General features: G+C 28.5%; 24 protein-coding genes. 4 read left to right on the forward strand and 20 right to left on the reverse strand.

Features of this window, described 5'->3' with window-relative positions:
* Nucleotides 1-38 precede the first annotated feature (38 nt).
* The 3 genes from B2W91_RS20505 to B2W91_RS20515 all read right to left on the reverse strand — a co-directional run bounded on the left by B2W91_RS20505 (nucleotide 39) and on the right by B2W91_RS20515 (nucleotide 3,268).
* Nucleotides 39-1,436 carry an aminopeptidase gene (locus B2W91_RS20505; RefSeq protein ID WP_291584325.1) on the reverse strand — a complete coding sequence of 466 codons (1,398 nt, stop codon included), beginning with the start codon at nucleotides 1,434-1,436 and terminating at the stop codon, nucleotides 39-41.
* Nucleotides 1,437-2,136: 700 nt separating this feature from the next.
* Nucleotides 2,137-3,054: an HPr(Ser) kinase/phosphatase gene (gene hprK, locus B2W91_RS20510; protein ID WP_291584326.1), complete on the reverse strand. Its 918-nt coding sequence runs from the start codon at nucleotides 3,052-3,054 to the stop codon at nucleotides 2,137-2,139.
* A 28-nt stretch (nucleotides 3,055-3,082) separates the two neighbouring features.
* The gene (locus B2W91_RS20515; RefSeq protein ID WP_291584327.1) at nucleotides 3,083-3,268 is read right to left on the reverse strand and encodes a DUF896 domain-containing protein; all 186 of its coding nucleotides are present in this window, start codon (nucleotides 3,266-3,268) and stop codon (nucleotides 3,083-3,085) included.
* A 277-nt stretch (nucleotides 3,269-3,545) separates the two neighbouring features.
* Between B2W91_RS20515 and B2W91_RS20520 the strand changes: the two genes are divergently transcribed.
* On the forward strand, nucleotides 3,546-3,713 hold the full coding sequence (locus tag B2W91_RS20520; protein ID WP_291584328.1) for an aspartyl-phosphate phosphatase Spo0E family protein: 168 nt from the start codon (nucleotides 3,546-3,548) through the stop codon (nucleotides 3,711-3,713).
* A gap of 60 nt (nucleotides 3,714-3,773) precedes the next feature.
* On the opposite strand, the gene B2W91_RS20525 is transcribed toward B2W91_RS20520, so the two are convergent.
* Nucleotides 3,774-4,172 carry a hypothetical protein gene (locus B2W91_RS20525; RefSeq protein WP_291584329.1) on the reverse strand — a complete coding sequence of 133 codons (399 nt, stop codon included), beginning with the start codon at nucleotides 4,170-4,172 and terminating at the stop codon, nucleotides 3,774-3,776.
* Nucleotides 4,173-4,371: 199 nt separating this feature from the next.
* Between B2W91_RS20525 and rocF the strand changes: the two genes are divergently transcribed.
* Nucleotides 4,372-5,268: an arginase gene (gene rocF / locus B2W91_RS20530; RefSeq protein WP_291584330.1), complete on the forward strand. Its 897-nt coding sequence runs from the start codon at nucleotides 4,372-4,374 to the stop codon at nucleotides 5,266-5,268.
* A gap of 98 nt (nucleotides 5,269-5,366) precedes the next feature.
* On the opposite strand, the gene B2W91_RS20535 is transcribed toward rocF, so the two are convergent.
* The 16 genes from B2W91_RS20535 to B2W91_RS20610 all read right to left on the reverse strand — a co-directional run bounded on the left by B2W91_RS20535 (nucleotide 5,367) and on the right by B2W91_RS20610 (nucleotide 23,693).
* Nucleotides 5,367-6,542, reverse strand: coding sequence for an FprA family A-type flavoprotein (locus B2W91_RS20535; protein ID WP_291584331.1), 1,176 nt, complete (start codon nucleotides 6,540-6,542; stop codon nucleotides 5,367-5,369).
* A gap of 104 nt (nucleotides 6,543-6,646) precedes the next feature.
* On the reverse strand, nucleotides 6,647-8,929 hold the full coding sequence (gene helD / locus B2W91_RS20540) for an RNA polymerase recycling motor HelD (protein WP_291584332.1): 2,283 nt from the start codon (nucleotides 8,927-8,929) through the stop codon (nucleotides 6,647-6,649).
* 468 nt (nucleotides 8,930-9,397) lie between these two features.
* Nucleotides 9,398-9,868, reverse strand: a complete 471-nt coding sequence (gene def / locus B2W91_RS20545) for a peptide deformylase (RefSeq protein WP_291584333.1) — start codon at nucleotides 9,866-9,868, stop codon at nucleotides 9,398-9,400.
* Nucleotides 9,869-10,041: 173 nt separating this feature from the next.
* The gene (locus B2W91_RS20550; protein ID WP_291584334.1) at nucleotides 10,042-10,698 is read right to left on the reverse strand and encodes a V-type ATP synthase subunit D; all 657 of its coding nucleotides are present in this window, start codon (nucleotides 10,696-10,698) and stop codon (nucleotides 10,042-10,044) included.
* A gap of 2 nt (nucleotides 10,699-10,700) precedes the next feature.
* Nucleotides 10,701-12,083 carry a V-type ATP synthase subunit B gene (locus B2W91_RS20555; RefSeq protein WP_291584335.1) on the reverse strand — a complete coding sequence of 461 codons (1,383 nt, stop codon included), beginning with the start codon at nucleotides 12,081-12,083 and terminating at the stop codon, nucleotides 10,701-10,703.
* Nucleotides 12,076-13,851: a V-type ATP synthase subunit A gene (locus tag B2W91_RS20560; RefSeq protein WP_291584336.1), complete on the reverse strand. Its 1,776-nt coding sequence runs from the start codon at nucleotides 13,849-13,851 to the stop codon at nucleotides 12,076-12,078. The genes B2W91_RS20555 and B2W91_RS20560 overlap by 8 nt, the downstream gene beginning before the upstream one ends.
* Nucleotides 13,852-13,868: 17 nt before the next feature.
* Nucleotides 13,869-14,177: a V-type ATP synthase subunit F gene (locus B2W91_RS20565; protein ID WP_291584337.1), complete on the reverse strand. Its 309-nt coding sequence runs from the start codon at nucleotides 14,175-14,177 to the stop codon at nucleotides 13,869-13,871.
* Complete coding sequence (locus B2W91_RS20570) at nucleotides 14,170-15,171, reverse strand: V-type ATP synthase subunit C (protein WP_291584339.1); 1,002 nt, start codon at nucleotides 15,169-15,171, stop codon at nucleotides 14,170-14,172. Before B2W91_RS20570 ends, B2W91_RS20565 begins: the two co-directional genes overlap by 8 nt.
* A gap of 20 nt (nucleotides 15,172-15,191) precedes the next feature.
* Entirely contained in the window at nucleotides 15,192-15,791 is a 600-nt protein-coding gene (locus B2W91_RS20575) for a V-type ATP synthase subunit E (protein ID WP_291584341.1), read from the reverse strand.
* A 17-nt stretch (nucleotides 15,792-15,808) separates the two neighbouring features.
* Nucleotides 15,809-16,291, reverse strand: a complete 483-nt coding sequence (locus B2W91_RS20580; RefSeq protein WP_291584344.1) for a V-type ATP synthase subunit K — start codon at nucleotides 16,289-16,291, stop codon at nucleotides 15,809-15,811.
* A gap of 12 nt (nucleotides 16,292-16,303) precedes the next feature.
* Nucleotides 16,304-18,265 carry a V-type ATP synthase subunit I gene (locus B2W91_RS20585; RefSeq protein ID WP_291584346.1) on the reverse strand — a complete coding sequence of 654 codons (1,962 nt, stop codon included), beginning with the start codon at nucleotides 18,263-18,265 and terminating at the stop codon, nucleotides 16,304-16,306.
* Complete coding sequence (locus B2W91_RS20590) at nucleotides 18,252-18,578, reverse strand: ATPase (protein ID WP_291584347.1); 327 nt, start codon at nucleotides 18,576-18,578, stop codon at nucleotides 18,252-18,254. The genes B2W91_RS20585 and B2W91_RS20590 overlap by 14 nt, the downstream gene beginning before the upstream one ends.
* A 611-nt stretch (nucleotides 18,579-19,189) precedes the next feature.
* Complete coding sequence (locus tag B2W91_RS20595; RefSeq protein WP_291584349.1) at nucleotides 19,190-20,899, reverse strand: B12-binding domain-containing radical SAM protein; 1,710 nt, start codon at nucleotides 20,897-20,899, stop codon at nucleotides 19,190-19,192.
* A complete protein-coding gene (locus B2W91_RS20600; protein WP_291584350.1) occupies nucleotides 20,896-21,405 on the reverse strand; it encodes a class I SAM-dependent methyltransferase in 510 nt (169 codons plus the stop codon). The genes B2W91_RS20595 and B2W91_RS20600 overlap by 4 nt, the downstream gene beginning before the upstream one ends.
* A gap of 86 nt (nucleotides 21,406-21,491) precedes the next feature.
* Complete coding sequence (locus B2W91_RS20605) at nucleotides 21,492-22,217, reverse strand: zinc dependent phospholipase C family protein (RefSeq protein WP_349680825.1); 726 nt, start codon at nucleotides 22,215-22,217, stop codon at nucleotides 21,492-21,494.
* A gap of 183 nt (nucleotides 22,218-22,400) precedes the next feature.
* The gene (locus tag B2W91_RS20610) at nucleotides 22,401-23,693 is read right to left on the reverse strand and encodes a hypothetical protein (protein ID WP_291584352.1); all 1,293 of its coding nucleotides are present in this window, start codon (nucleotides 23,691-23,693) and stop codon (nucleotides 22,401-22,403) included.
* A 375-nt stretch (nucleotides 23,694-24,068) separates the two neighbouring features.
* On the opposite strand from B2W91_RS20610, the gene B2W91_RS20615 reads away from it, so the two are divergent.
* Entirely contained in the window at nucleotides 24,069-24,287 is a 219-nt protein-coding gene (locus B2W91_RS20615) for an oligosaccharide flippase family protein (protein WP_422653282.1), read from the forward strand.
* Nucleotides 24,288-24,325: 38 nt separating this feature from the next.
* Nucleotides 24,326-25,492, forward strand: coding sequence for a stage V sporulation protein B (gene spoVB, locus B2W91_RS20620; protein WP_291584480.1), 1,167 nt, complete (start codon nucleotides 24,326-24,328; stop codon nucleotides 25,490-25,492).
* Nucleotides 25,493-25,540: the final 48 nt, after the last annotated feature.

Below are 25,540 nucleotides of genomic sequence, written 5' to 3' on the forward strand. Positions count from 1 at the left end.
TTTTAGAGTAGTTTATCTATATCCATCCACCCTTAATTTTAAACTTCTAATAAGAATGCTTCATATGCTCTACAAGCTTCATATATATCTGCTTTGCTTGCAATTTCATATGGAGCATGCATATTGTGTAGAGCAACTCCTGAGTCTATAACTTCCATTCCATACTCAGCTAGAATATAAGCGATTGTACCACCGCCACCTTGATCTACTTTTCCAAGTTCTGAAGTTTGCCATGAAACATTATGCTTATCCATTACTTTTCTTAATTCAGCAATAAATTCTGGGTTAGCATCGTTACATCCGCCTTTACCCCTTGCTCCAGTGTATTTATTTAAAACAACTCCTTTTCCGAAGAATGCACTGTTTTGTTTTTCACTTACAGATGGGTAATTTGGATCAAATGCAGCACTTACATCTGAAGATAGCATTTTTGAATTAGCTAATGATCTTCTAACTTTAAGTTCACTATAATCTCCCATTAAATTTACTATCTCTGCAACAGTATTCTCAAAGAATCTTGATTGCATACCTGTAGCTCCTATGCTTCCTACTTCTTCTTTGTCAACTAAAAGAGTTATACAAGTCTTATCAGTTTCATTTAAATTCATCATAGCTTCAAAAGAAGTATAAGCACATACTCTATCATCATGGCCATAAGCCATAACCATTGAGCTATCTAATCCATAGCTTCTAGCTCTTCCTGCTGGAACTACTTCAAGTTCAGCTGATACAAAATCTTCTTCTGTAATCCCATACTTATCATTTAATAATCTTAATACATTTAATTTAACTCTATTTTTAGCTTCTTTATCTTCAACTGGTATACTTCCGATAAATACATTTAATTGCTCACCTTCAACACCTTTAGCTAAGGTTTTCTGCATTTGATCTCCAGCTAAATGGATTAATAAATCAGATATTCCTACTACTGGCTCATTATCATTTTCACCTATTACAACATTAACAGTTGAACCATCTTTTTTGCAAACAACTCCATGAATAGCTAGTGGAATAGTTGTCCATTGATATTTCTTAACTCCACCATAATAATGAGTTTTTAATAATGCTAAATCAGAATCTTCATATAGTGGATTTTGTTTTAAATCTAATCTTGGTGAATCAACATGTGCTCCTAATATTTTGAAGCCTTTTTCAACTGGTTCTGAACCAATTAAAAATAATGCTAAAGTCTTTCCCATACAATTTGCATAAACCTTATCTCCAACTTCTAACTTCTTTCCTTCAGCAATATATGTGTTAATATCTTTATATCCTTTTTCTTCAGCAAGAGCTATAAACTCTGTAACACACTCTCTTTCTGTTTTGCATTTTGACATAAAGTCTATATATCTATCAGATAATGCGAAAACTCTTTCTAAATCTTCTTTAGAATACTTGTCCCAAGCTAGTTCATATTTTTTAACTAAATCTGTCATTGAGCATTCCCCTTTCAACACTTTATATAGTTTACTTATATTCTACATTCTACTAAATAATTCTATAAATTACAAATATATTTTTAGCCATTTAAAGCAAACCAATTAGTCAATATATCTTAATATATTTTGATTTAAATGAATAACTGGATTCTAAAAAATAATGATAATTTTTTAGTTCTTATTATGCATAATATAGATATACCAGTTCCAAATTTAATATATATGTGAAAATAATTGATATTTTCTAGTATCATAGTTGAAACTATTGAATTCACAATTTTAAATTTCTCAACATTAATTTTCACCCCTGGGGTCTATATAAGCTAAAGAATTAAAGCAAAATTAAATTAGCTGCAAACATAAACTTATAGCTAATTTCTGTGTAGATTCCTGGGGTGCAGTATGATAAGTCACAATATCTACATCATTAAGCGATATTTCAATAACATTGCGTATCTCCACAGTATTGGTATAATTCACTGGTTTAGTTCCAANNTCCCCAGAGGTGGAAAACTAGACATTGCTAGTAAAAATTAGTTTAAGAAATTAATTCATAAAGAATTAAACTCCACCTTAATTTTGCATTTTGCATTGTGAATTGTGAATTGGAATGCTCAAGTATGTAGTTATATCTGGCTATATATCAATTTTTAAGGTAGTTTATCTATACATGTGGCATGCCTTGTATATTCCTATATTATAAATTCAGATTATTTAATTCACTCATTCTTTTTTCTATAGTATCTACTGCAGTAATATTTGATGTATAACTATATCTATAGTTAGCAGCGGCTGCTTCAATTATTACTGCTATGTTCCTTCCAGGTCTTACAGGTAAAGTTAGCTTTTCTGCCTCTGTGTTTAAAATTTCTATATAGTCTTTATCCATCCCTAATCTCTCATAATTTCCATTACTACTCCAATTTTCTATTGAAATTACTAAATTAATTTGTTTCTTAGATTTTACTGAACTCATACCATATATTGCAGGCACATCAATGATCCCCATTCCTCTAACCTCAAGCATACCTTGAGTTATATAAGGACAGCTTCCATATAAAAATCCATCTATTTCTTTAATATCTACTGCATCATCAGCAACTAGCCTATGTCCCCTCTTTATAAGTTCTAATGCTGTTTCGCTTTTACCTATACCACTTTCTCCAATAATAAGTATTCCTATACCATATACATCTACTAGTACTCCATGAATTCTTGTTTCAGGTGCTAACTCAATATCAAGAAAATTAGTTAATTTACCAACAAAACGTGTAGCCTTCATATCTGTTCTCAATACCCATGAATTATGTTTCTCAGCAGCTTCTAAAACTTCTTTATGAACTTCTAATGAGCGAGTTATGATGGTACAAGGAGCATCATAAGAAAAAAATTTATCCATTCTTTCTTTTCTGACTTCAGAAGATAAGGATTCTAAGTAGCTATATTCTGTCTTTCCTATTATTTGAACTCTTTTTTCATCAAAATAATCATAAAAACCAGTTAACTGAAGTCCTGGTCTATTAATACCTCCTAATATTATATTTTTATTCGTTTCTCCATTTAACGCTACCTCTAGATTAAAATTACTTATCAGCTTTTCAACGGTTACTATCATAGTTTTGCACCCTCACTTTATAACTATTTTAATTTAAATTTTTTGGCGGTACTCTCTTTATTCCATCTAATTGAGCCCTAAAATTTCGCTTTACATTATCTATATATCTTTGTCTTAATTCCTGTTGTTCTACTTTTTCTTCATCAGTTAACCCTTCATTTTGACTTTTTTTATACAAAAAATTGATTCTTTCAATGATTTTGTCAATATTCATTTTATTATTCCTTCTTTCTAAATAAATATATTATAATCTGACATTTTTATATTTTACATTTTATTCCATATACCCATAAATCAACATTTAATTTTATCTTCCAAAAAATGTATATATCATTTATTGGAAATTATTTATGATTTTATGTACAATTTGTAATAAAATACATAAAAATGGCAAATTAAAATGATTAACATTTCTTGTCTAATTTGTTAAAATTAAAGTATAAATTAAATGATAGTAATTATAGATTATTTAATTGTGTGGGAGATAGATTATGTTTGTTAGATTAAAAATTTTAAAACAAAAAATTAATTCTTTTAAGACTTTATTGCATTTACTTCTTATGTTTAAAAAACCTACAGATAAAATTGTTGTAAGTTGTTCTCAACATTTAGACGGATATATAGTTGAATATCAAAAACTTAAAAAATTTGGAGCGTAACCTCATTATTAAATTGTACAAGCTTCAGAAACTTGTTAAGTTTCTGAAGTCTTGTATGCTTTATTTTTCATCTAAATATAAGATTATATCATCAATATTATTTATCTCATCTTTAGAAAAAACAACTACAAAATTATTATAATCATATTTTTTCTCTGTAAGTTCATAAGCTATAAACTCATAATTCATATCATATTCTTCAACACACTCATCTAATATATCTTCTACATTATCTAATGCAAAATCACTTAAATAAGGTAAAAAATATTCATAATACCAATTTTCATCCTTTATTTCTCCCTCATATTCTTCATTGGCATATTCGTTAGCAGCTTCAATCTCAATATCATCAAAATAATATTTAAAAGCTATTATTAATTGTTTACTTTTATAGGATACTTCATTTATATCAGATAATTCGTTTTCCTCTAAAAAATTAAGTATTTCTTCCTTGTTCAATATATTACCTCCTTAAAGTATTATAACTATTTATTGTTCGACATACAAATAATAAATCCTCTAATATATTATTGACTTAAAATTCTATATTTTATTAATAATTTTAATAATATACTTTTCAAAAAAAGACTTATATTTTGTTGAAATTTGTTATATAATTTAAAATCGCAAAGGATACAATGTAAAGGAGGAATTAATTATGGATATTAACTTAATCGGAGTACCGATATTTTTTGGTTGTGACAAAAAAGGTGTAGATTTGGCTCCAAATAAATTAAGAGAAAAAAATATAGCTCAAATTATAAAAAATAATAATCACACTGTATATGATTTGGGAAACTTATATGTTCCTGAGAAAAAATATTGTGACAAGTTCTCAGCTCATAAAAACATGAAGTATGTTGACAGTATTATAGATGTAAATACAAATTTAGCTCATACTGTTTACAGTTCATTAAAATCTGAAAGTTTTCCATTAGTTATAGGAGGAGACCACTCTTTAGGATTAGGTAGTATTTCAGGTGCTAGCAAATATTACAATAATCTTGCAGTTATTTGGGTGGATGCTCATGGTGATATTAATACTCATGAAACATCACCATCTGGCAATGTACATGGAATGCCTTTAGCTGCTGCTATGGGGATAGGTCATGATACTTTAACGAAACTTTATTTTGAAGATAGAAAGGTAAACCCTAAGAATGTATTTATAATAGGTGCTAGAGATTTAGATGCTGGAGAACTTCAATTAATAGAGGATCATAAATTAAATGTTTATACCACTGAAGAAGTTCAAAAAAGAGGGGTAGAAAATATTTTAAATGATATCAAAGAGATTTTAATTAAAAATAAAGTTGATGCAGTCCATTTAAGCTTTGATATTGACTCTATAGATCCTAAATTTCTTCCTGGAACTGGAACTCCAGTTGATAATGGATTAACTGTTACTGAGGGTAAATTTATATTAAAATATCTATTAGAAACTAGATTAATAAAATCTATGGATTTTGTAGAGCTGAATACAGAACTTGATAAAGGTAATGATACCATTGAGCTTTGTGTTGAAATCATTGATTATATATCTAAATATTTGTAAAAACAAAACCGTGATTAAGTCACGGTTTTTAATATATCTTTCACAATTTAATTTTGCAATAAATCCAAACTTCTTCTTAATTCATAGCCTTTATCTTATTATTTAACTAATTGTAAGAAATTATCCACAAAAGATTCTGCTGCTGTAAAATCTTCTTCGCTTGGAACAAAATTAAATTTAAGTCCTTCTGCCAACGTTTTAAATTTAAGTTCCTTTAATCTATTATTTAGCATTGGAACTGCTTCTCCACTCCATCCATAAGATCCAAAAGCTGAAGCAACTTTTCCCCTATTTACTATAGCACTTACATGGGATAACAAGTTCCATGTTGGTTCTACTGCATCCTGATTAATGGTTGGAGAACCTATAATGATACCACTTGACTTATCTACAAGCTCAATCATTTTATTAAAATTAGTAGTAGTTATTTCATGAGCTTCTACTTTAATTTGCTTATCTTCAATAGTCTTAGCTAAAAATTTTGCCATTGACTCAGTATTTCCATAAGCTGAAACATAAAATATTTGAATATTCTTTTCATCTACAGTAGCTTCTTTAGCCCATTCTCTATATAACTTAGTAAATTTCTCTATATCATCAATGTGAACTGGACCATGGCTTGGTGCAATCATATTCTTTTCAATATTCTCTATTTTATCTAATCCTGCATTAACAAACTTTTTAAATGGCCCCATTATCACGTCAAAATAATATTTCATTTCTTTAGTGTAATCTTCGCTATAACTATCTGTTATACACTTTTCAGGACAATAATGACATCCCATAACATCACAAGTAAATAAGACCTTACCAACTTTATCATATGTGAATATTGTATCTGGCCAGTGTAAATTTGGCGCAGAAATAAATTCTAAAGTTCTGCTACCTATATTTAGCTCACCTTCAGCAACTTGATTATGAAAATTTGAATTTAATATTCCACCTAAATACTTTATAGCAGCTCTAGATCCAACTATTTTAGCATTAGGATAATGTTCTAATAACTTTATTAAAGAACCACTATGATCAAGTTCCGTATGTTGTACGATTATGTAATCTATATCTCTATTTCCTATAACATCTCTTATATTTTTTAAATATTGATCGAAAAACTTATCTTTAACAGTATCAATAATCACAACTTTTTCATCATCAATTAAATAAGAATTATAGGTTGTTCCTTTTTTAGTTTCCATTATAATGTCAAATACTCTTAATTCTGGGTCATTAACACCTATCCAATATAATTTATCTTTTAATTCAACTGGTTTCATATACAAGACCTCCATTATAAGATATTTTTTCTTAAATAATACCCTTTATATGGTAACACATAAGATGGTTATTTTCAAGAAATAGCCATTTTCAACATATGAAATTATATCAATTTTGATATATTACCTTTATACATTATATACTCTCTATGTAATGCTCTTGTTAAGTTGACATAGAGCAGTTTTTTATCAAGATTATTCTCACCATAATTCTCTTCATCGCAATTATAAACTATTGTAGCATCAAACTCTAATCCCTTTGTCATATAACTAGGAATTATTATTCTATTCCCCTTAATACCACTATCATTTTCATCAATCATACTCCATTGATAGTTACTTTGTACTTTTAACTCTTTTAAAATCTCTGTACATTGTTTATAAGTCTTACATATAATTGCAACAGTTTTTTTATTTATATCTTCAACTTCTTTAACAATTTTATCTATCTCATTTATTCCATCTAAGGTATTTTCAATTTTTATAATCTTAGGTTTATGCCCATGCCTTAAAACTGGTTTTGCAGGAATTAAATTTAAATCTTGTTTATCTAGCACTATGTTGGCAAAATCTATAATTTCTACCGTAGATCTATAACTTTGTGTTAGAGAATTATAGGTTGCATCACCTTCAAATACGGCTCTTATAAGCTTTTCCCATGAGTCAATACCTTTATGACTATAAATTCCTTGTCCTAAGTCTCCTACTATGGTCAAAGAGTTTTCTTTTGATAATAACTTTAATATAAACATTTCAAAATAACTATAATCTTGAGCTTCGTCTACAATTACATGTATATATTTACTATCTATACCCTCTAATGCTATTTTTAAATAAACCATATGAGATAAATCTTCACTGTCAATAATTTTGTCTTTAATATTTTTCTGAGCAGTATTAACTATATATTTTACAAGCTTTGAAGGAATCTTATTATCAGTAATCTCATTAAAGATCTCTTCATTAGAATATAAATTATAATAAGTAGAAATCAATTTTTCATTTTGCCACTTATTAAAAAAGTCTTTTAAAGCTTTATTTCCTTTTTGTCTTAATTCTTTGATAAACTTATCCCGTTCATCATAAAGCTCTATAATTGCTTTTCTTTTTTCTTCATCATTTAAATTTTCTTTACACTTAATATCTTTTATCTTAAAGCTATAGTTATCTTCAACCTGACTTTGTACACTTTCAAGTTTATCTTTTAATTTTTGTTTAAAATATCGATTAATTTCATTTTTACGTTTTGCAATTGGTAGATGCTTTAAATCTCTTATATATAATTTTTTAATTTCCTTTTCACTATATAAAATATACTCATCTATCTTTATATCATCAACTTCAACATCCTTTTTCTCTAAATATTTTATATATCTATCCAATATAATTTTAAAATTTAAAGATCCTTTTATTTTACTTACAGCAGCTAAATATCTTTTATCTTCCTCATTACTATCTTCCATTAAATAAGATAACTTTTTGTCTTTAGTATAAATTTTACCTTTATAATTTATTAATGATGCACACAAACTTTCAAAAGTACTTTGAGTAACGGTATACACACCTAAATTAGGTAACACTTCAGAAATATAATCTAAAAATATTTCATTAGGTGCTACCACAAGTATTTCTTCATGCTCTAAAATCTCATTGTATGTATATACTAAAAAAGCTAATCTATGCAGTGCAACAGTGGTTTTTCCAGAACCAGCAGATCCTTGTATTATCATAGCTTTATTTTTATATGCTCTTATTATCTCATTTTGTTCCTTTTGTATAGTAGCAACTACATCTTTAAGCTTACTACTTATACTTTGTTCAAGGTTTATCTTTAAAAATTCATCTATTAATTCATTGCCTTCTACACTATTCTTTAATATAATTTCATTTATTCCTTCATCAAAAGCATCTATAAGCTTTTCATCTCGTACTAAGAATTTTCTTTTAAGTTTTAATTCTCCTTCAATTATACCCTCTGGGGATATATACTGTGATTCACCATAAGTTCCACTGTAATATAAATTAGCAATAGGTGCTCTCCAATCGATTACAATTTCTTCATTTTTTAATTCGTCATTTAGTCCAAATTTTCCAATATAAAAAGTTTCTGTATCATATCGTTTTTCTCTAAAATCGATTCTTGCAAAATATGGTTGCACACTTGCTTCCTTATATTTATTTAAATTTTTTTCTGCAAATTGAAAAATTCTCTCTGCTAATATTAAATCATTACTAAAACTTCCGCCACTAGACTTTTTCAAATCAGAAATCTTTTCTTCATATTCTTTATATTTCTTTGAGGTCTTATTTTCTTCTATAATAACCCAATCTCTAACTTCTTCAAATTTTTTAAGTTCTAAATTCATTTCACTTTTTTCTATGGCCATATTAGCACCTCAATTCCTTATAAACCTTATAATAGGAATAGCATTATAGATTTTTTCTGCATTTTATATGGTATAATGTTATCATTAAATATTGGAGTTGATAATATGATTTGTATTGAAGATAATGCATACAATTACGCACTCAAAAATAACTATTCTTTTGTTATTAAAATTATCAATGTAAATTTATGTTGAGGAAATACCACCTCTAAAACACTTTGGGTAGAGTGTAAAAATTTTCATGATGATATTACTAATTATACATCATTTGAATATAAAAATGTTAAAATTTATGTAGAAAAATCGCTAAAACTTTCCTCTGATATAAAGATATTCAAAAATAAAAAGAGCTATTTTAAAAGTAACAGCTTTGGAGTATACGGAATTGAGATTTCTTAAAATAAAAGTTAATTATTTTAGCTTTACAATATTTTTATATGTAAAAAAAGACGTGAAATAATCACGTCTTTACTCTTCATCAACAAGTTCATACATCTCAGTAGCCTTTGACATATATAATATTCCGTCTAAATGATCTATCTCATGACAAAATGCTCTAGCTAGAAAATCTACTGCTTCATATTGAACTTTCTGTCCATCTGCATTCATACCCTCTACAATTATTCTAGTAGGCCTTACAACTAAACCTTCATGATCTTCGTAACTTAAGCATCCTTCATAATCTTCTTCGCTTCCTGAGCTTTCAATTATCCTAGGATTAAGTAGCACTATTGAATCAGATCCATCTCTTAAATCTATCAATATAGCTTTTTTTAATATACCTATTTGTGGTGCTGCTAGACCAACTCCACTACAATTATACAAAGTATCTTTTAAATCCTGTACTAACGCTAGTATTTCTTCATCAATTTTAACAATAGGTTCACATACTTTATTAAGTATTTCATCACCATACTGAAGTATCTTTCTTACTGCCATAAATATATATTAAGACATATATTTGTCTTAAATCCTCCTTTCACAAGGTAATCTTTCCTTTTAAATTATATAATAGTTAGTTATATTACTCAAATACTTTTTAAGTAAAAATTATTTATCAATTTATTTTTAAAATTAATTTTTAAATATTAAAAAACTGAGACAAATAAGTCTCAGTTTTGTTGTGCTCTTTGTGCTTCTTCCATCATACTTTTAACTTTCATTAATCTAGTTAAAGCACCTCTTTCATTTTCATCAAGCTTCATCTTTATATATTTTATAGTTTCCTGAAGCTGAGGTATTGTCATATATTCAAGAGCATTAACCCTTCTTCTAGTCTTTTCAATCTCATCAGCCATCAATTGGCAAGCTTTTTCTACTTCTGCTAATTCTAGAAGCTTAGGTAATATTAAATATAACTTTTCAATCGCTTCATCTAATTCTATAGTAGTAGATGCAAATCCATAAGGATAAATACTTCCTGGATCACTTTCAAGCTTTCTAATGAAATTCATTACTGGAACATTAACACTCATTACGTTTTTAGTTTCCACTTCTACAGATATGCTTTCTTTAGGGCAGGATAATGCAGCCTCTAAGAATTGAGGTGGCATTGCTGCACTTGCCATAAAGAAATTTTTAAAGACTTCTTGGAGCTTTTCTTCAACTTCACTTCTTAATTTATTATTATATTTAATTAAATCAATGAATCTTCTCATAAGCTCATCTTGCTTATCTTTTAGTAGTTTATGCCCTCTAGTAGCGGTGGCCAATCTCTTTTTAAGCCTGGTGAGCTCCATTCTGGTTGGATTAACATTTAGTTTTGCCATAGTTAATCATCCTCTCTTAGAGGTAAATACTTTTCTAAATATTCATCCCTAATTCTTTTAAGCTCCGTTCTAGGTAATATAGTTAATAAATCCCAACCTAATTTTAATGTTTCTTCTACAGTTCTATTTGCTTCAAAACCTTGAGAAACATAATTTTTTTCAAAAGCCTCTGCAAATTTAGCATATTTTTTGTCTGCTTCAGAAAGTGCAGATTCTCCCAATATTGCTGCAAGCTCTTTTGCTTGTTTACCTTGCGCATAAGCTGAAAATAATTGGTTCATAGTATCTGCATGATCTTCTCTTGTTTTACCTTTTCCTATACCTTTATCTTTAAGTCTTGATAATGATGGTAAAACATCTATTGGAGGCATTACTCCCTTCTTATATAACTCTCTTGAAAGGATTATTTGTCCTTCTGTTATATATCCAGTAAGGTCTGGGATTGGGTGCGTTTTATCATCTTCTGGCATTGTTAAAATAGGAATTTGAGTAATAGAACCTTCTTTTCCTCTTAATCTTCCAGCTCTTTCATAAAGTGTTGAAAGGTCAGTGTATAAATAACCTGGATATCCTCTTCTACCTGGAACTTCTTTTCTAGCTGCTGAAACTTCACGTAATGCTTCAGCATAGTTAGTTATATCTGTCATTATAACTAATACATGCATTCCTTTTTCATAAGCAAGATATTCAGCTGTTGTTAGTGCCATTCTTGGAGTAGCTATTCTCTCTACAGCTGGGTCATTAGCTAAGTTCATAAATAGAACTGATCTATCTATAGCTCCTGTTTTTGTAAACTCATCAACAAAGAATTCCGCTTCTTCAAAAGTAATACCTATAGCTGCAAAAACCACGGCGAATTTTGAATCAGAATTTAAAACCTTTGCCTGTCTTGCTATTTGTGCAGCAAGTTGAGCATGTGGAAGACCTGATCCTGAAAACACAGGAAGCTTTTGTCCTCTAACTAAAGTGTTAAGTCCATCTATAGCAGAAATACCTGTCTGAATAAATTCTGATGGAAAATTTCTTGCTACAGGATTTATAGGTTCACCATTTATATCTAGTCTCTTCTCTGGAATAATTTTAGGACCATTATCCTTTGGTCTACCCATACCATCAAAGACTCTTCCGAGCATGTCTTCTGATACTCCAAGTTCTAGAGGTCTTCCTAGGAACTTAACTTTCGTTCCTTTTAAATTTATTCCAGTTGAACCTTCAAAAAGCTGAACCATGGCATTGCTACCATTAATCTCAAGAACCTTACCTCTTCTCTTTTCTCCAGTTTGTAATTCTATATCAACTAATTCGTCGAACTTTACGCCTTCAACACCTTCAACAACCATCAAAGGTCCTACTACCTCTGCAACTGTTCTGTATTCTTTAAGCATCTAGAACACCTCCTTCGATGATTAGTTTTTGAATTTCATTTTCTAACTCTTCTTCAATTTCTTTTATCTTATCTATTTCAGCTTCTGATATATACTTACTTCTTGCAATTTTATCTCTTACTGATATATTAAGTATTTTTTCTAAATAAACTCCAGCATCAAGAGCTTTATTTGCTTCCTTCATAAATTTCAAAACAAGTTTTAACATCTTATATTGTTTATCTAATGAAGCATAAGTATCAACTTCATGGAAAGCGTTTTGCTGTAAATAGTCTTCTCTTATAGATTTAGAAACTTCTAGTTTTAATCTATCTCTTTCAGATAGTGCGTCTATACCAACAAGTCTCACTATTTCTTCTAAGTTTGCTTCCTCTTGAAGAAGTGCCATTGCTTCTGTTCTTAACTCAGACCAATCGGAAGATACATTTTCATTCATCCAATTTCCCATCTTATCTAGATATAAAGAGTATGAATCCAGCCAATTAATTGCTGGGAAATGTCTTCTATAAGCAAGATTAGCATCTAGTCCCCAGAATACCTTAACTATTCTTAAAGTAGCCTGTGTAACTGGTTCTGATAAGTCTCCTCCTGGTGGGGAAACAGCTCCTATTGCAGTTACTGCTCCTTCTCTACCATCTGAGCCCAATGTTATAACTTTACCAGCTCTTTCATAATAATCAGCAAGTCTTGAACCTAAGTATGCTGGATATCCTTCATCACCTGGCATCTCTTCAAGTCTTCCTGACATTTCTCTTAGAGCTTCAGCCCAACGTGAAGTAGAGTCTGCCATTATTGAAACAGAATATCCCATATCTCTAAAGTATTCCGCAATTGTTATACCAGTGTAAATTGAAGCTTCCCTCGCTGCAACTGGCATATTGGAAGTGTTAGCTATAAGTACTGTTCTTTTCATTAAGCTTTCCCCTGTTTTTGGGTCCTTAAGTTCAGGGAATTCGTTTAGAACGTCAGTCATTTCATTTCCACGCTCTCCACATCCAACATAAACAACTATTTCTGCATCTCCCCATTTTGCTATTTGATGTTGAACAACAGTTTTACCAGCTCCGAATGGCCCTGGAACTGCCGCTGCACCACCTTTTGCTACTGGGAAGAAAGTATCAATAACCCTTTGTCCTGTTATCATTGGTTCTACAGGATTCAATTTTCTAGAATATGGTCTACCACGTCTTACAGGCCATTTTTGAATTAAATTTAATTCTTTATCGCCCTTTTCTGAAGAAACTATACAAACAGTTTCTTCTATAGTAAATTCTCCTGATTTTATATCCTTAACTGTTCCTTCTACTCCGTAAGGTACCATTATTTTATGAAGTACTACTGGCGTTTCTTGAACAGTTCCTATTATATCTCCAGCTACAATTGCATCTCCAACTTTAACAGTAGGTTTAAATTCCCACTTTTTGTCTCTATTTAGAGATTTTACAGATACACCCTTTGATAAAAAGGATGATTTTGCAGCCTCCATAAATGCATCTAAAGGTCTTTGTATTCCGTCAAACATCGACTCTATAAGTCCAGGTCCAAGCTCAACACTTAAAGGTTCTCCTGTAGTTGTAACAGGATCTCCTGGTCCTAAACCTGAAGTTTCTTCATAAACTTGTATAGAAGCCTTATCGCCTCTCATCTCAATTATCTCACCGATAAGACCTTTTTCACCAACTTTTACAACGTCATATATATTAGCTTCATCCATGTCCTTAGCAACAACTAAGGGACCTGAAACTTTAACAATTTTACCGTTCTTCAAGTTACATACCTACCTTTCTATAAGATATTCACACCTACAGCCTTCTCAACATTATCACTAATTCTTTTCTTACCAATGTTTAAAGTCCCTTGATTACTTGGAATTAATATAATGGAAGGAAGCAACTTTTTATTATATCTTTCTATAGTTTCATCTAAGTGCTGTGCTAATTGCTCAGTTACAAATATTACCGCATAATCGTTATAAGCCATTTTATCTATTGCTTTTCTAGCTTCTTCTGCTTCTACCACTGGAAAAACGTCTACTCCTATAGCTTTAAATGCTAATACAGAGTCCTTATCTCCTACAACTCCAATTTTATGCATATATATCACGCAACCTTTCTCTAATAATATTACTGTCAACTTTATTAAGTTTACCGGCTAATATTATTCTAATTACTTTTATTTCGGTTTCTTTAGCCATTATATATGCAATTATAGGTTCTGGACCAAAATTAATTCTCTTAGCATTTTTTATAAAACTCATTAAATAATTATCTGAATAAACTTCAAGAGAATTATATTTACCACTGCTTGAATATTGTTCCATTAGAGCTTTTAAGACAGTTTCATATCCATATTTAGATATTCTATTGCTGAAACTTTCCAAATTATCATTTAGTCCTTGTGTAAAAAACTCTTTAGGTATATTGCCATTATCTAGCAATACACCTTCTAAGAATCTAATATCTTTGTTTTGCATTTTAACTCTTATCATTGTTTTTATATTAGTTAAATCTATTGATTTTCTTATAAAATCTACAATGAAATCGAAGTTGGATTCCTTAGCTTTTTCAATTGTAGCCACATACATATAATTATCTAAAATTATATCTATATTTTGAGAATCCTTATTTTCTTCGTAGTTCTTTTGAGCTTTTACAATAGCTTCTCTCATTATAGGTTCCAACTCTTTTAACTCGTTAGTAACCATAGAATTTTTTAACTTATTAATTTCTACAGTGCCAACAGGAATTAATAAAGAAGATAAATCTCCTCCTAAAATTTCAGATTTCTTTAAAACTTTAATATTATGATAGTCATATTTAATACTCATAATATCAACAATTAATTTTTCAGGAGAAATTTCATACATAAGAGAGTAAAGCCTTTTTAACTCCTCATCTAATAATAGCTCATAGTCCTCATCTCTTTTCAGTAAGGCTATACTATCTCCATATTGAGTTTCTTGAAGAATTTTAATAGCTTCTTCTAGTGAACTACTTTCTATCATTCTTTCTATTTTCATTTTATCAAGGAGCTTTTTTTCTATAACTCTTAGCCTAGCCACAGCATGAGTAAAGTTCATTCTATCCATATGGCTATCCTCCTTAGAAATTAATTAAATAACATCATTGCTACTTGGTTTTCTATTTCATATCTTAAAGAATTTACTAAAGCATCATAGGAATAGTTAAATTCTATACCGCTTCTAACTAAAATAAATCCTCCATTTATTTGTCTAGTATTTTTACTTAATATGATATTTGCCTTTTCAACGTCACTAGCAATGCTTTTATTTAATTCCTTTATAAATTCTTCACCTATTTTATCTTTATCATTTTCAGAAACTATTATTTCTTCATGTCCTTGAAGCTTAATAGATTTAAGGCTATTTTTTATATAATTTAAATAATCCTCAGAACTCATATTATTAAGTTCTTTTATAGCTTCATTAAAAACCTTATCAATTACTTGTTGTTTTGCAACTAATTTTTCATTTCTTACTTTTAATTCACTTTTTGATACAGCTCTATCAAAAAGGTTTTTTCCTTCTAAGGTTGCTTTTTCTATTATGGTTTTTGCAAATTTTTCAGCTTCATCTTTCTTTTTAGCTATTAATTCTTTTTCTTTTACTTTAGCATCATTGATTATATCAGTAGCCTTTTCATTAGCATCAGTTATAATCTTTGAAGTTAAATTCTCTAAATTTGACATTATCATCACTTCCTTAATTAAAAGTTAGCGTTGATTATTAATAATAGTGACATAACGAAGCCTAATAATGCATATGTCTCAACCATAACTGTTAAGATAATACCTTTTGTGTTATGTTCTGGTCTTTTAGCTAATATTTGAATTGCTGATGCTGCTGTTCTTGCTTGTGCTATTGCTGATTTCCATCCAGCAAAAGCTATTGGTAAACAAGCTGCGAATAAATATAAACCATTTGCTAAAGTAATATCTGGGCTTATTTGGAATAGCACCATAAGAGCTATAACAAAACCATAAAGTCCTTGCGTACCTGGTAATAATTCCAATATAAGTGCCTTACCAAACTTTTCTGGTTCCTCTGTAATTAATCCTGAAGCGGCTTCTCCAACCATTCCAACACCTCTAGCTGAACCTATTCCTGGCATAATTGCAGCTAATGCAACACCCATTGCTGCAAAAACTATTCCTCCATTGTCTACTAAAAATCCCATTAAGTTTGTCATGAAAATTCCTCCTTAATCCTTAACAACTTTTACATATTTTGAACTAAATTTTAATGGTTTAAATGTTTTACCTCCGCCTTCATAGAACTTATTAAAATACTCAAGATATTGTAATCTACAAGTATGAACATAAGCCCCTAAGGCATTTATGAATAAATTAAATACGTGGCCTACTACAAATATTAGTGATCCAGCTAAAATTTTTGCTATTGGATTTCCGAGCATTCCTATCATTAAGTTAAATGCTGACCCAATAAATCCTGTTGCAAGTCCAAGTGCTGCAAGTCTAGTATAAGATACTAAATCCCCTACATAGCCTGTTATTCCATATAATGAATATAAACCTGCCCCAAGTTTTGCACCTATTCCCTTTTCACTTCTTCCATGAGTTAACAAAATTAATATCATGCCACCAAATGTAGCATATTTTGCAATTGTAAGAATATTGCCGCTTGTAGATAAACTACTTACTGCACCTGAAGCTGATAATAACCATAGAATACCTCCTGTTAAAGTCAGATACCATAAACCTACATCAAGTAGTGCGTCTAATGGTTTTCCATCTCTAATCAACATATATCCTTTGATTCCTAAGCCAACATATATTTGAATTAGTCCGAAGGCTACTGAAACTATCATCAATAAAATTACATTACTATCTGGCTTCATCCATATTGGGTTAATTTTAATTGCATCTCCGAAGTAACTACCATACATTACTCCCCAAAAAATTGTGGATATACTTAAATAGAAGAACATTTTGATGGATTTTCTCTTATCTTCATCTAGATTGAAGAGTTTTAACGCTACCAAGGAACCGATGAACATAACTAATCCATATCCAGCATCTGATAGCATCATACCAAAGAAGATAAAATAGAAAGGCATAAATAATGGTGTTGGATCTATCTCATCGTATCTAGGCATACTATACATTTCTGTAATTGGTTCAAAAGCCTCTGATACTGCTCCATTTTTTAATAATATAGGAACATCTTCACCATTTGCATCTTCTAACTCTAAATAATATTCACTATTTAGACTTTCACTTATTGTTTCTTCAAATTCTTCTATAGTTTTTTCTGGTAACCATCCTTCTATTGTTAGAATATTTTTACTTCTTAAAAAATTGTTACAGCTCTCTAATCTAAGTAAATGATTTTCATTATATTCATATATAAGTTTAAAATCATCTATATATTTTACGTGATCCTTAATATCTTTTTTTATGTTTTCTAGCTCATTCTTTAGCTCTTTTATTTTAGTTCTAAAGCCTCTAATAACTTCCTTTGGTGGTACTTGGTAGTCATAATTTACCTTACTAAAACTATATCTCTTTAATAAAGTATCTATTTCACTTTGTAACTCTTTATGGAAGATTATTAGAATATTACTGTCTCTATTATCTTCATTTACAACTTCAATATAACAATTATTATATTGAAAACTTATATCTTCTCTTAAACTATCTATGAAGTTTTTTGGAACTACCCCTAAATAGGCAATGCAGTTTTTAAAATTTTTTACTTCATTCATGGATATATCCAAATTGATCCATTTACCTATTTCTTCAATCTCACTAGATAATTTTGAGATATGCTGCTCTTTCTTGTTGATAGTGTTTTCTTTTTCTTTTAAATAATTGTATTGCACTTTCCATTGCAAATCTTCAACTGCTTTTTCAAGTCCATAATAGGTAACAGTGTTTTTTCCCTCTTTTAAGCTCTGAATCATTCCTTTTTTTTCTTCATACTGGCTTAAAAAATCAATAGCAAACCTGATTTTTGCTTGTTCTTCTTCGATTTCTGATATTTCAATATGAGCAGAGTCTTTTTGTAAATATTCTTCAAGTTCTTCTTGTATTAAAACCTCAGAAAATTGAACACTTTCCAACCTTTGTAGATCTTTCAATAGCTTTTGCTTTTGTGACTCAAAGGCTAAAAGCGTAAACTTCTTCATTTTAACTATTGCCATTGAAATTCACTATCCTCTCAATTACTAATTTAACAGCACTATTAAATTTGTTAGCATCTAGATTCAGTATATGATCTACTTCTTCTCTACCTTTTTTCAAGATAGGTTCAGATTCAGTCTCACTTTCACTTATAAACTTAGATTTTATTTGTTCTGCTTCTTTATAAGCTTCAGTAAGTCTAGCCTCATACTGCTTATCTGCCTCTTTTTCTGCATTTTTAATTATATCTTTACTTTCTTTTAATGCACTTTCTAATATTTGTGCTGCCTCTTCTTCTGCTGTTTTAACTTTGTTTATAGCTTCTAATGCCAAAATATCACCACCTTTTAAAATATAATTATATGGAAAGAGAGGAATAGTCCCCTCCCAGACACAATATCATATACTTTATAAAACATCACAAAATACTTATAAAAGGTTTATGTTTACCACTTATTATATAGAGCTAAAATTTATTGTACAAGATATGAAAACGCACAAGTGGTAAATTTAACTATTTATTAACCTTACGTTCATAATCTGTTCATTTCTATGAAAAGAGAGGAATAATCTCCTCCCAACACAATATCATATACTTTATAAAAAATCACAAAATACTTATAAAGAGTTTATATTTACCACTTATTATATAGAGCTAAAATCTATTGTACAAGATATATAAACGTACAAGCGGTAAATTTAACTATTTATTAATCTTACATTCATCATCTGTTCACTTCTATGGAAAGAGAGGAATAATCTCCTCCCAACACAATATCATGCACTTTATAAAAGATCACAAAATACTTATAAAGAGTTTATATTTACCACTTATTATATAGAGCTAAAATTTATTATACAAGATATGTAAACGTACCAAGTGGCAAAATTAACTATTTATTAACCGTACGTTCATTGTTTGTTCATCATTTAGGATTTTTTTTCTATTTTTTTAAGTATATTCCTAAATCTATCAAAAGATTATCGCTATTATTAGAGAAACCTACATAGAAATCTTTCTTAGTTATCAATTTATTTATAAAATATTTATTTAAGTCATAATTAAATTTTTCAATATGTATATCATTAACAGAACTTATTAAATTATTATCAATTAAATTGCCCTTAATTTGTTTTTCGACGTTTTTATCACTTTCTTTATAGATAAAATCCGGAATTCCTCTTTTTTTATTATAAGTTAAATAGTCAAACTTAATTATGTCACATAATAATTCACTATTCCTTCTTAATATTTCATTATTGAAGTCAAAAAATACCTTATAATATTCACTTGAAGAAATATTTCTTTTAAAATATCCTTTTTCTTTATAAAACAGCGATAGCTGTTCATAAAAATCAAATGGAGTATCAAAAAAATCACTTTCTACAAAATATTTTAATATATTATTAAATTTTCCGCTGTTTAAGTATTTATCGACCATATGTTCAATATGCTTCAGCCTAATTAATTCATCATAACTTATATTTTTAGTTTTCAATATTTCATAGGGAGGATATGGACTATAATGCATATCCCATTTTTCCGCTTCTTCTCTCATACTTGACCCCTTTAAAAGTTTTAGAAAACCCAATTGAAGTTCATCTGGACCTATTGCATATACATCATTAAAAGATTTTTTAAAAGAGTTAAAATCTTCCCCTGGAAGTCCTGCTATAAGATCTAAATGTTGCATGATATTTTTTAGACATTTTAATTCTTCTACTTTGTCTTTTATTGTAGAAAAATTAACATTTCTATTTATATTCTTAAGAACTTCATCATTAGTGGTTTGTACACCTATTTCAAATTGAAACAATCCTTTTTTTGCTTTGGATAATGTATTTATAGATTTACTTCTTAATAAGTCAGCAGATATTTCAAAGTGAAATCTAGTATCTCCACCTAATTCAATTAAATAATTCCAAATTTTATTTGCAAAACTTTCGTTACAGTTAAATGTCCTATCTACAAACTTTACTAATCTAACTTTATTATCAACAAAATATTTTAAGTCTTTCTTCACCTTTTCGATATCTATGAATCTAACTCCATGAAAAGTTGAAGATAGGCAATATTTACAATTAAATGGACATCCCCTAGAAGCTTCATAATATACTATTTTATGAGCTAAGTCTTCATTTTCTTCATAAGGAAAGACTATTTTATTCATATCCATTAAAGGACGATTTCCACCATAGTAGATTTGTCCACTATTTTTAGAGTAAAGTCCCCTGATACTACTACAATCTACTTCTTCATTTTTATATTCCTTTATTTTAGCATAAATAAACTCTCTGTAAGTTTCTTCCCCTTCGCCTTCTATAACATATTCACCATAGTTAGCTTTTAGAAAACTCTCTGAATCATAACTTACCTCAGGTCCACCATAAAATATTTGTATACTGCTATCTATTGACTTTATTAAGGTTGTTATTCTTGTTATATATTCAATATTCCATATATAACAGGAAAAACCTAGTAATCTAGGTTTTCTCTCCATTATTTCCTCTACAATTCTCTCAACCCTATCATTCACAGAAAACTCCATAATATCACAATCATAATCCATATCTTTAGTGTAAGTCTTTAAATATCTCACTGCTAAATTACTATGAATATATTTAGCATTCACCCCTATTAATAAAACATTCATCCGTTTTTTCTCCTCTTTCTACAAATTATATTGTATACTCCATCGTTACTTTTAAAGTTCATAACTTCAAATCTCTTATCAACTAGATCTAATATCTTTTCTTTAGAATTATCTTTTAAAATATTATAATCTTTAATCTGAAATTCCTTTAAGCTTTTATCTGGCATATATACTTTTATATTATTTTCATAAGTTTTTAAAAATTTTTTATCTATATCCCATATATATAAAATTCCATCATTTTTCAGATAGTTACCAACTTCATCAATAAGTCTTCTTTTTTCAATACTTTTAAATATTGAATTCAAACTAAAAAAAAGTATACAACTATCATAACTCTCTTTCTCAATATTTCTTCGTGCTCTTTTTTCAAAATATTGAATATCGCATTCTTCATCATAATACTTGAACAGATTATATATTACTCCATAATTATCATGGCCTATATCCAACAAGTTTCCATATAAAATATTATTTTCTAAATTAATAAATACAGAATTATTCATAAACTCTTCACCTCATTTAATATCTATATAAGATCATTATAGATATTATTCAACGAAGATTTTACATTTCCTTCCATAAATTTTGATTAATTATTTACATCATTATAAAACATTAGTAGGAATCCTGCTGTACTTTGATTTGCTTTTAATAATACCTTCTCTAGAACTTTAGCATATCTTTCATTTTTATTTCTAACATTCCTATACATGCTATCAATCCTATTAGAATATTTAGCATTTTCTTTAATATACTCCTCAACCGTATTATAATTTATAGACCCTTGTTTAATAGGATGAGTATATCCACTTTGTATATGTTTAATAGCCCATGTTTCAAAATTCTTATGTTTCCTCAAATTTACATTTGCATGTGCAGGTACTGTTGTATCTTGAATTAAATGGCATGCTGCTCCTAAATAAAACATGGCTTTAGGAATATTATTACAGTGGATATTCTTTAACGCTTTATTATAATAAATTTCACATTCAATTAATGCATTAGAACAGCCATATAAACCTCTCCCACCTTCATGATGATAAAAATGGTTAGCACTTTTAAAATCTGAATCTGCCCATATTACACCTTTGTTTAATATTTTAATATACTTTTTAAAAAATTTGTACTGCTTTTCATATCCATCATTTCTTAAAATCTCCAAAGCTTCTTTATTTATGAATTGATGAACAATACAATCTGTCCTTTTAACTTTTTTCTTTATAGGGTTAAAAGCATATAATAAAAATTTTAATGTGTATCCATAAGTATTTTCAATCTTTCGCTTAATTATATTACCACCTTCTACTGTAAAAATTAATACAGTATTATTATAAACAAAGTTCTCAAAAAAGATAGCTAAATTTTAAATTTAATTTATTTACTTCAAGAAAATAACCTCAAACCTTAACTTTCCTTCTTTTTCTTAAAAAATTCTAAGGCTTTAATACAATTTTAAAATTTCAAATTTAAATAGATTTTAAAAATTTTCAACTTATTACTATATAAATAATATGATAATCATAACAATAAGAGTTAGTGCAATAAATAATAAATATCTAAACAATTCCTTTAATGATATTACATTATTTTTATTTCCGCAAGTCTTTAATTCATATAATACACCTTGATTATTTTCTAAAATATTAAGTTTATTATCTAATATTTTTATACTTTCAACTTGTGCTTTATCACCAAAAGTTATATATTCTTTAGATGTTTTAAATTTATTATAACTATATATATTTTTATCTAACTGATCATAAAAATATATATCATCCCTTTCCCCCAATTTTCCTTGTGAATCAACTGCAACGGTTCCTAATGCTGATACTTTACTATATTGATATAATGGTCCTGGTGGGGTTTGGGTTGGATGTTTTTCTAAAATAAATTCTGTAGGTCTATTATCTTTATCCAAAAATCTTAAAGAAGTTATAGGATCTCCTCCAGAGTAATCCGGAAAACCATGCCATACTCCCTTTTGAATTTCATAGATATAATCACTATCATTACTTATTGGTCTTAATCCCCTATGCTCCATTCCCCCTACAGTAGCAACCAGACTACCCTCACTTGAAAAATCCATCCCCATTATATTTCTAATCCCCCAAGCAAATGTTTCATAAGCCCTTGTATTTATGTTATAAATAACTACTGTAGAATTTCCTATTTCACTTTTCTCTATTATATGCCCAACTAAATTGGGCTTACCATACTCTACAAATGCCCCAGTGTTTTCTTCTCCAAAGTTATTTCCTTTTAAAATTATGGAGTTAGGACTATAATCATGTTCTGTAGGATAATTTTTCCTCCAAAGATTGTCTTCACCTACTACACCTGAATTGGTAGCTGACCCTATAGCAATAAATAGGTATTCCCCTCTTAATTTTAGCAATACCTTATTATAATCTCCCATGTTAGGTATTCCTTTAATACATTCACTATGCTCTTTAGTTTTTAGATTATAACAAAAAATTGAAGAATCTGAAGCATAATAAATTTTTTCCTTATCATACACAATGCTAGTTATATCTAGTGAATTTTTTGAGAATAAACTGTAACTTTTACCACTCTCTTCTATTATTATAATTCTATCTTTAAAAGCTATATAATGATTTCCTTTTTCATCTTTATCAAAATCTCTTGAATTAGATAGTCCTTTATATTTAATCTCTAAAGCAACATTATTTTCCTTACAAGATATTCCATAGTCATTCTTATTTCTATTAACAAAAATAAAGATTGAAATTGAAAATATTATCAATAAAGCCCACCCACAAATCTTCTTCATAACCTCACTCCATTATTTATATATTTATTAATATATATTTTTATAATTTACATTAAATTACTAATCCTTTCCTTTATTTACTAAATCGGAAAATGGTTGTTAAAAATAATACATAAAACCTCTGTAAAGTTTTAATTGGTATATATTTAATTGTTATTATATTCACTATCTTAACTATAAGTATATTTATTAAAGTTTAAATTAAGGAGTCATAGAAATTTCAATGGTTAATTCCTAAAAATTTAAAATATTAAAATAAGAATATAAGTCTGCTCGTCTACATATAAGTATTAATATATTACTTTAGCGGGGGTTTTTATGGGTAATGATACATTTTATAAAGATACATTTGTTTTAACCATATCTAATTTAGCTATGGCTATAATAAGATTTGTTTTTTCTATTATTCTTTCGGACAAACTAGGTCCAGAGGGAGTTGGTTTATATGGACTTATAATGCCTATATATGATCTATTTTGTTGTCTAGTATGTGGTGGTTTAGTTGCTGCCATATCTAAAGAAGTTTCTTCTTATTATGGGACAAGTCATTATAAAAATTTAAATAAAAGCGTTCGTGTAGTGCTCNNACAATAATAATATTTATACTATCACCAATTATTAGCACTAATATAATAAAAGATAGTAGAACATTATATTCATTGTGGGTATTATGTCCTGCATTGATTTTTATTGCTATCTCCTCTGTGTATAAAGGTTATTTTTATGGTGTATTAGAAGTTAAGACACCAGCAATTATTGATATCGTTGAAAAAGCAATAAGAATGTTTATTACATTATCTGTAATTAATTATTTTTTATTAGAAGATATAACCTCTACAGTTACTGCTACTTACACCTCTTTTGCCATAGGTGAATTTGTGAGCCTTATACTTTTATGTTTATTTTATAAAAGAAGCAGGCTTAAGTTTATGGACATACCATTAAATGAAGAAAGGACAGAAAACAGTGCTCAACTATTATTTAATATATTAATAGTAGCAGCACCTTTGGCTATCAATGGCTTATTAACTACAGCTATCTCAGGATTTTCTACATTATTAGTACCTAGAAGACTAGTATTAGCTGGATTAGAATATACCGCTGCACTAGAAATTATAGGTAAGTTTAGTGGTATGTCTTTAACCATTATATATTTTCCAATTGTTATTGTAGTATCTATGGCTACAATATTAGTACCCGATATATCAAAAAATTTAACTAGAAAAGATTTTACTGGATTAGAAACAAGAATTAATGAAGTTGTTAAAATGTGCTTTTTATTGGGTATTTCCACTATGATAATATGTCTTACAATTCCAAATAATCTAGGAATGTTATTCTATAAAAGAAATGATCTTTCATTATATATTAGAGCTGTATCTATTTGTGCACCTTTTCTATACACCTCATCTTGTACCTATGGTATTTTAAATGGTTTAGGAAAGCAAAAGACCATATTGATAAGTTCTTTAATTACATCTTTAATTCAATTAGTACTTATATATATATTGATAGTAATTCCTGAAATTAATATATTAGGATATGCTTTTGCATTAACTGTATCTTCTATTATTGCCTTAGTAATTAATATGGTTGAAATTAATAAAGTTGTATCTATTTCTATAAATTTAGGTGAATTTTTAATAATTACCTGTTTAACTATTTTAACAGCCTTAACTTTAAAAATATTGAACATAATAATTCCAAATGATATATTTATTATTAAGAATGTTATTTTAATAATAATTGGATTTTCACTATTCATAACCTCTACTTTTATGATAAGAAAATCATCATAAAAAATCGTGACTAATAGTCACGATTTTTTATATTACAATTTACAGTTT

The sequence above is a fragment of the Clostridium sp. UBA6640 genome (assembly GCF_002455975.1).
In the GTDB taxonomy this organism is placed as follows: Bacteria; Bacillota; Clostridia; order Clostridiales; family Clostridiaceae; genus Clostridium_J.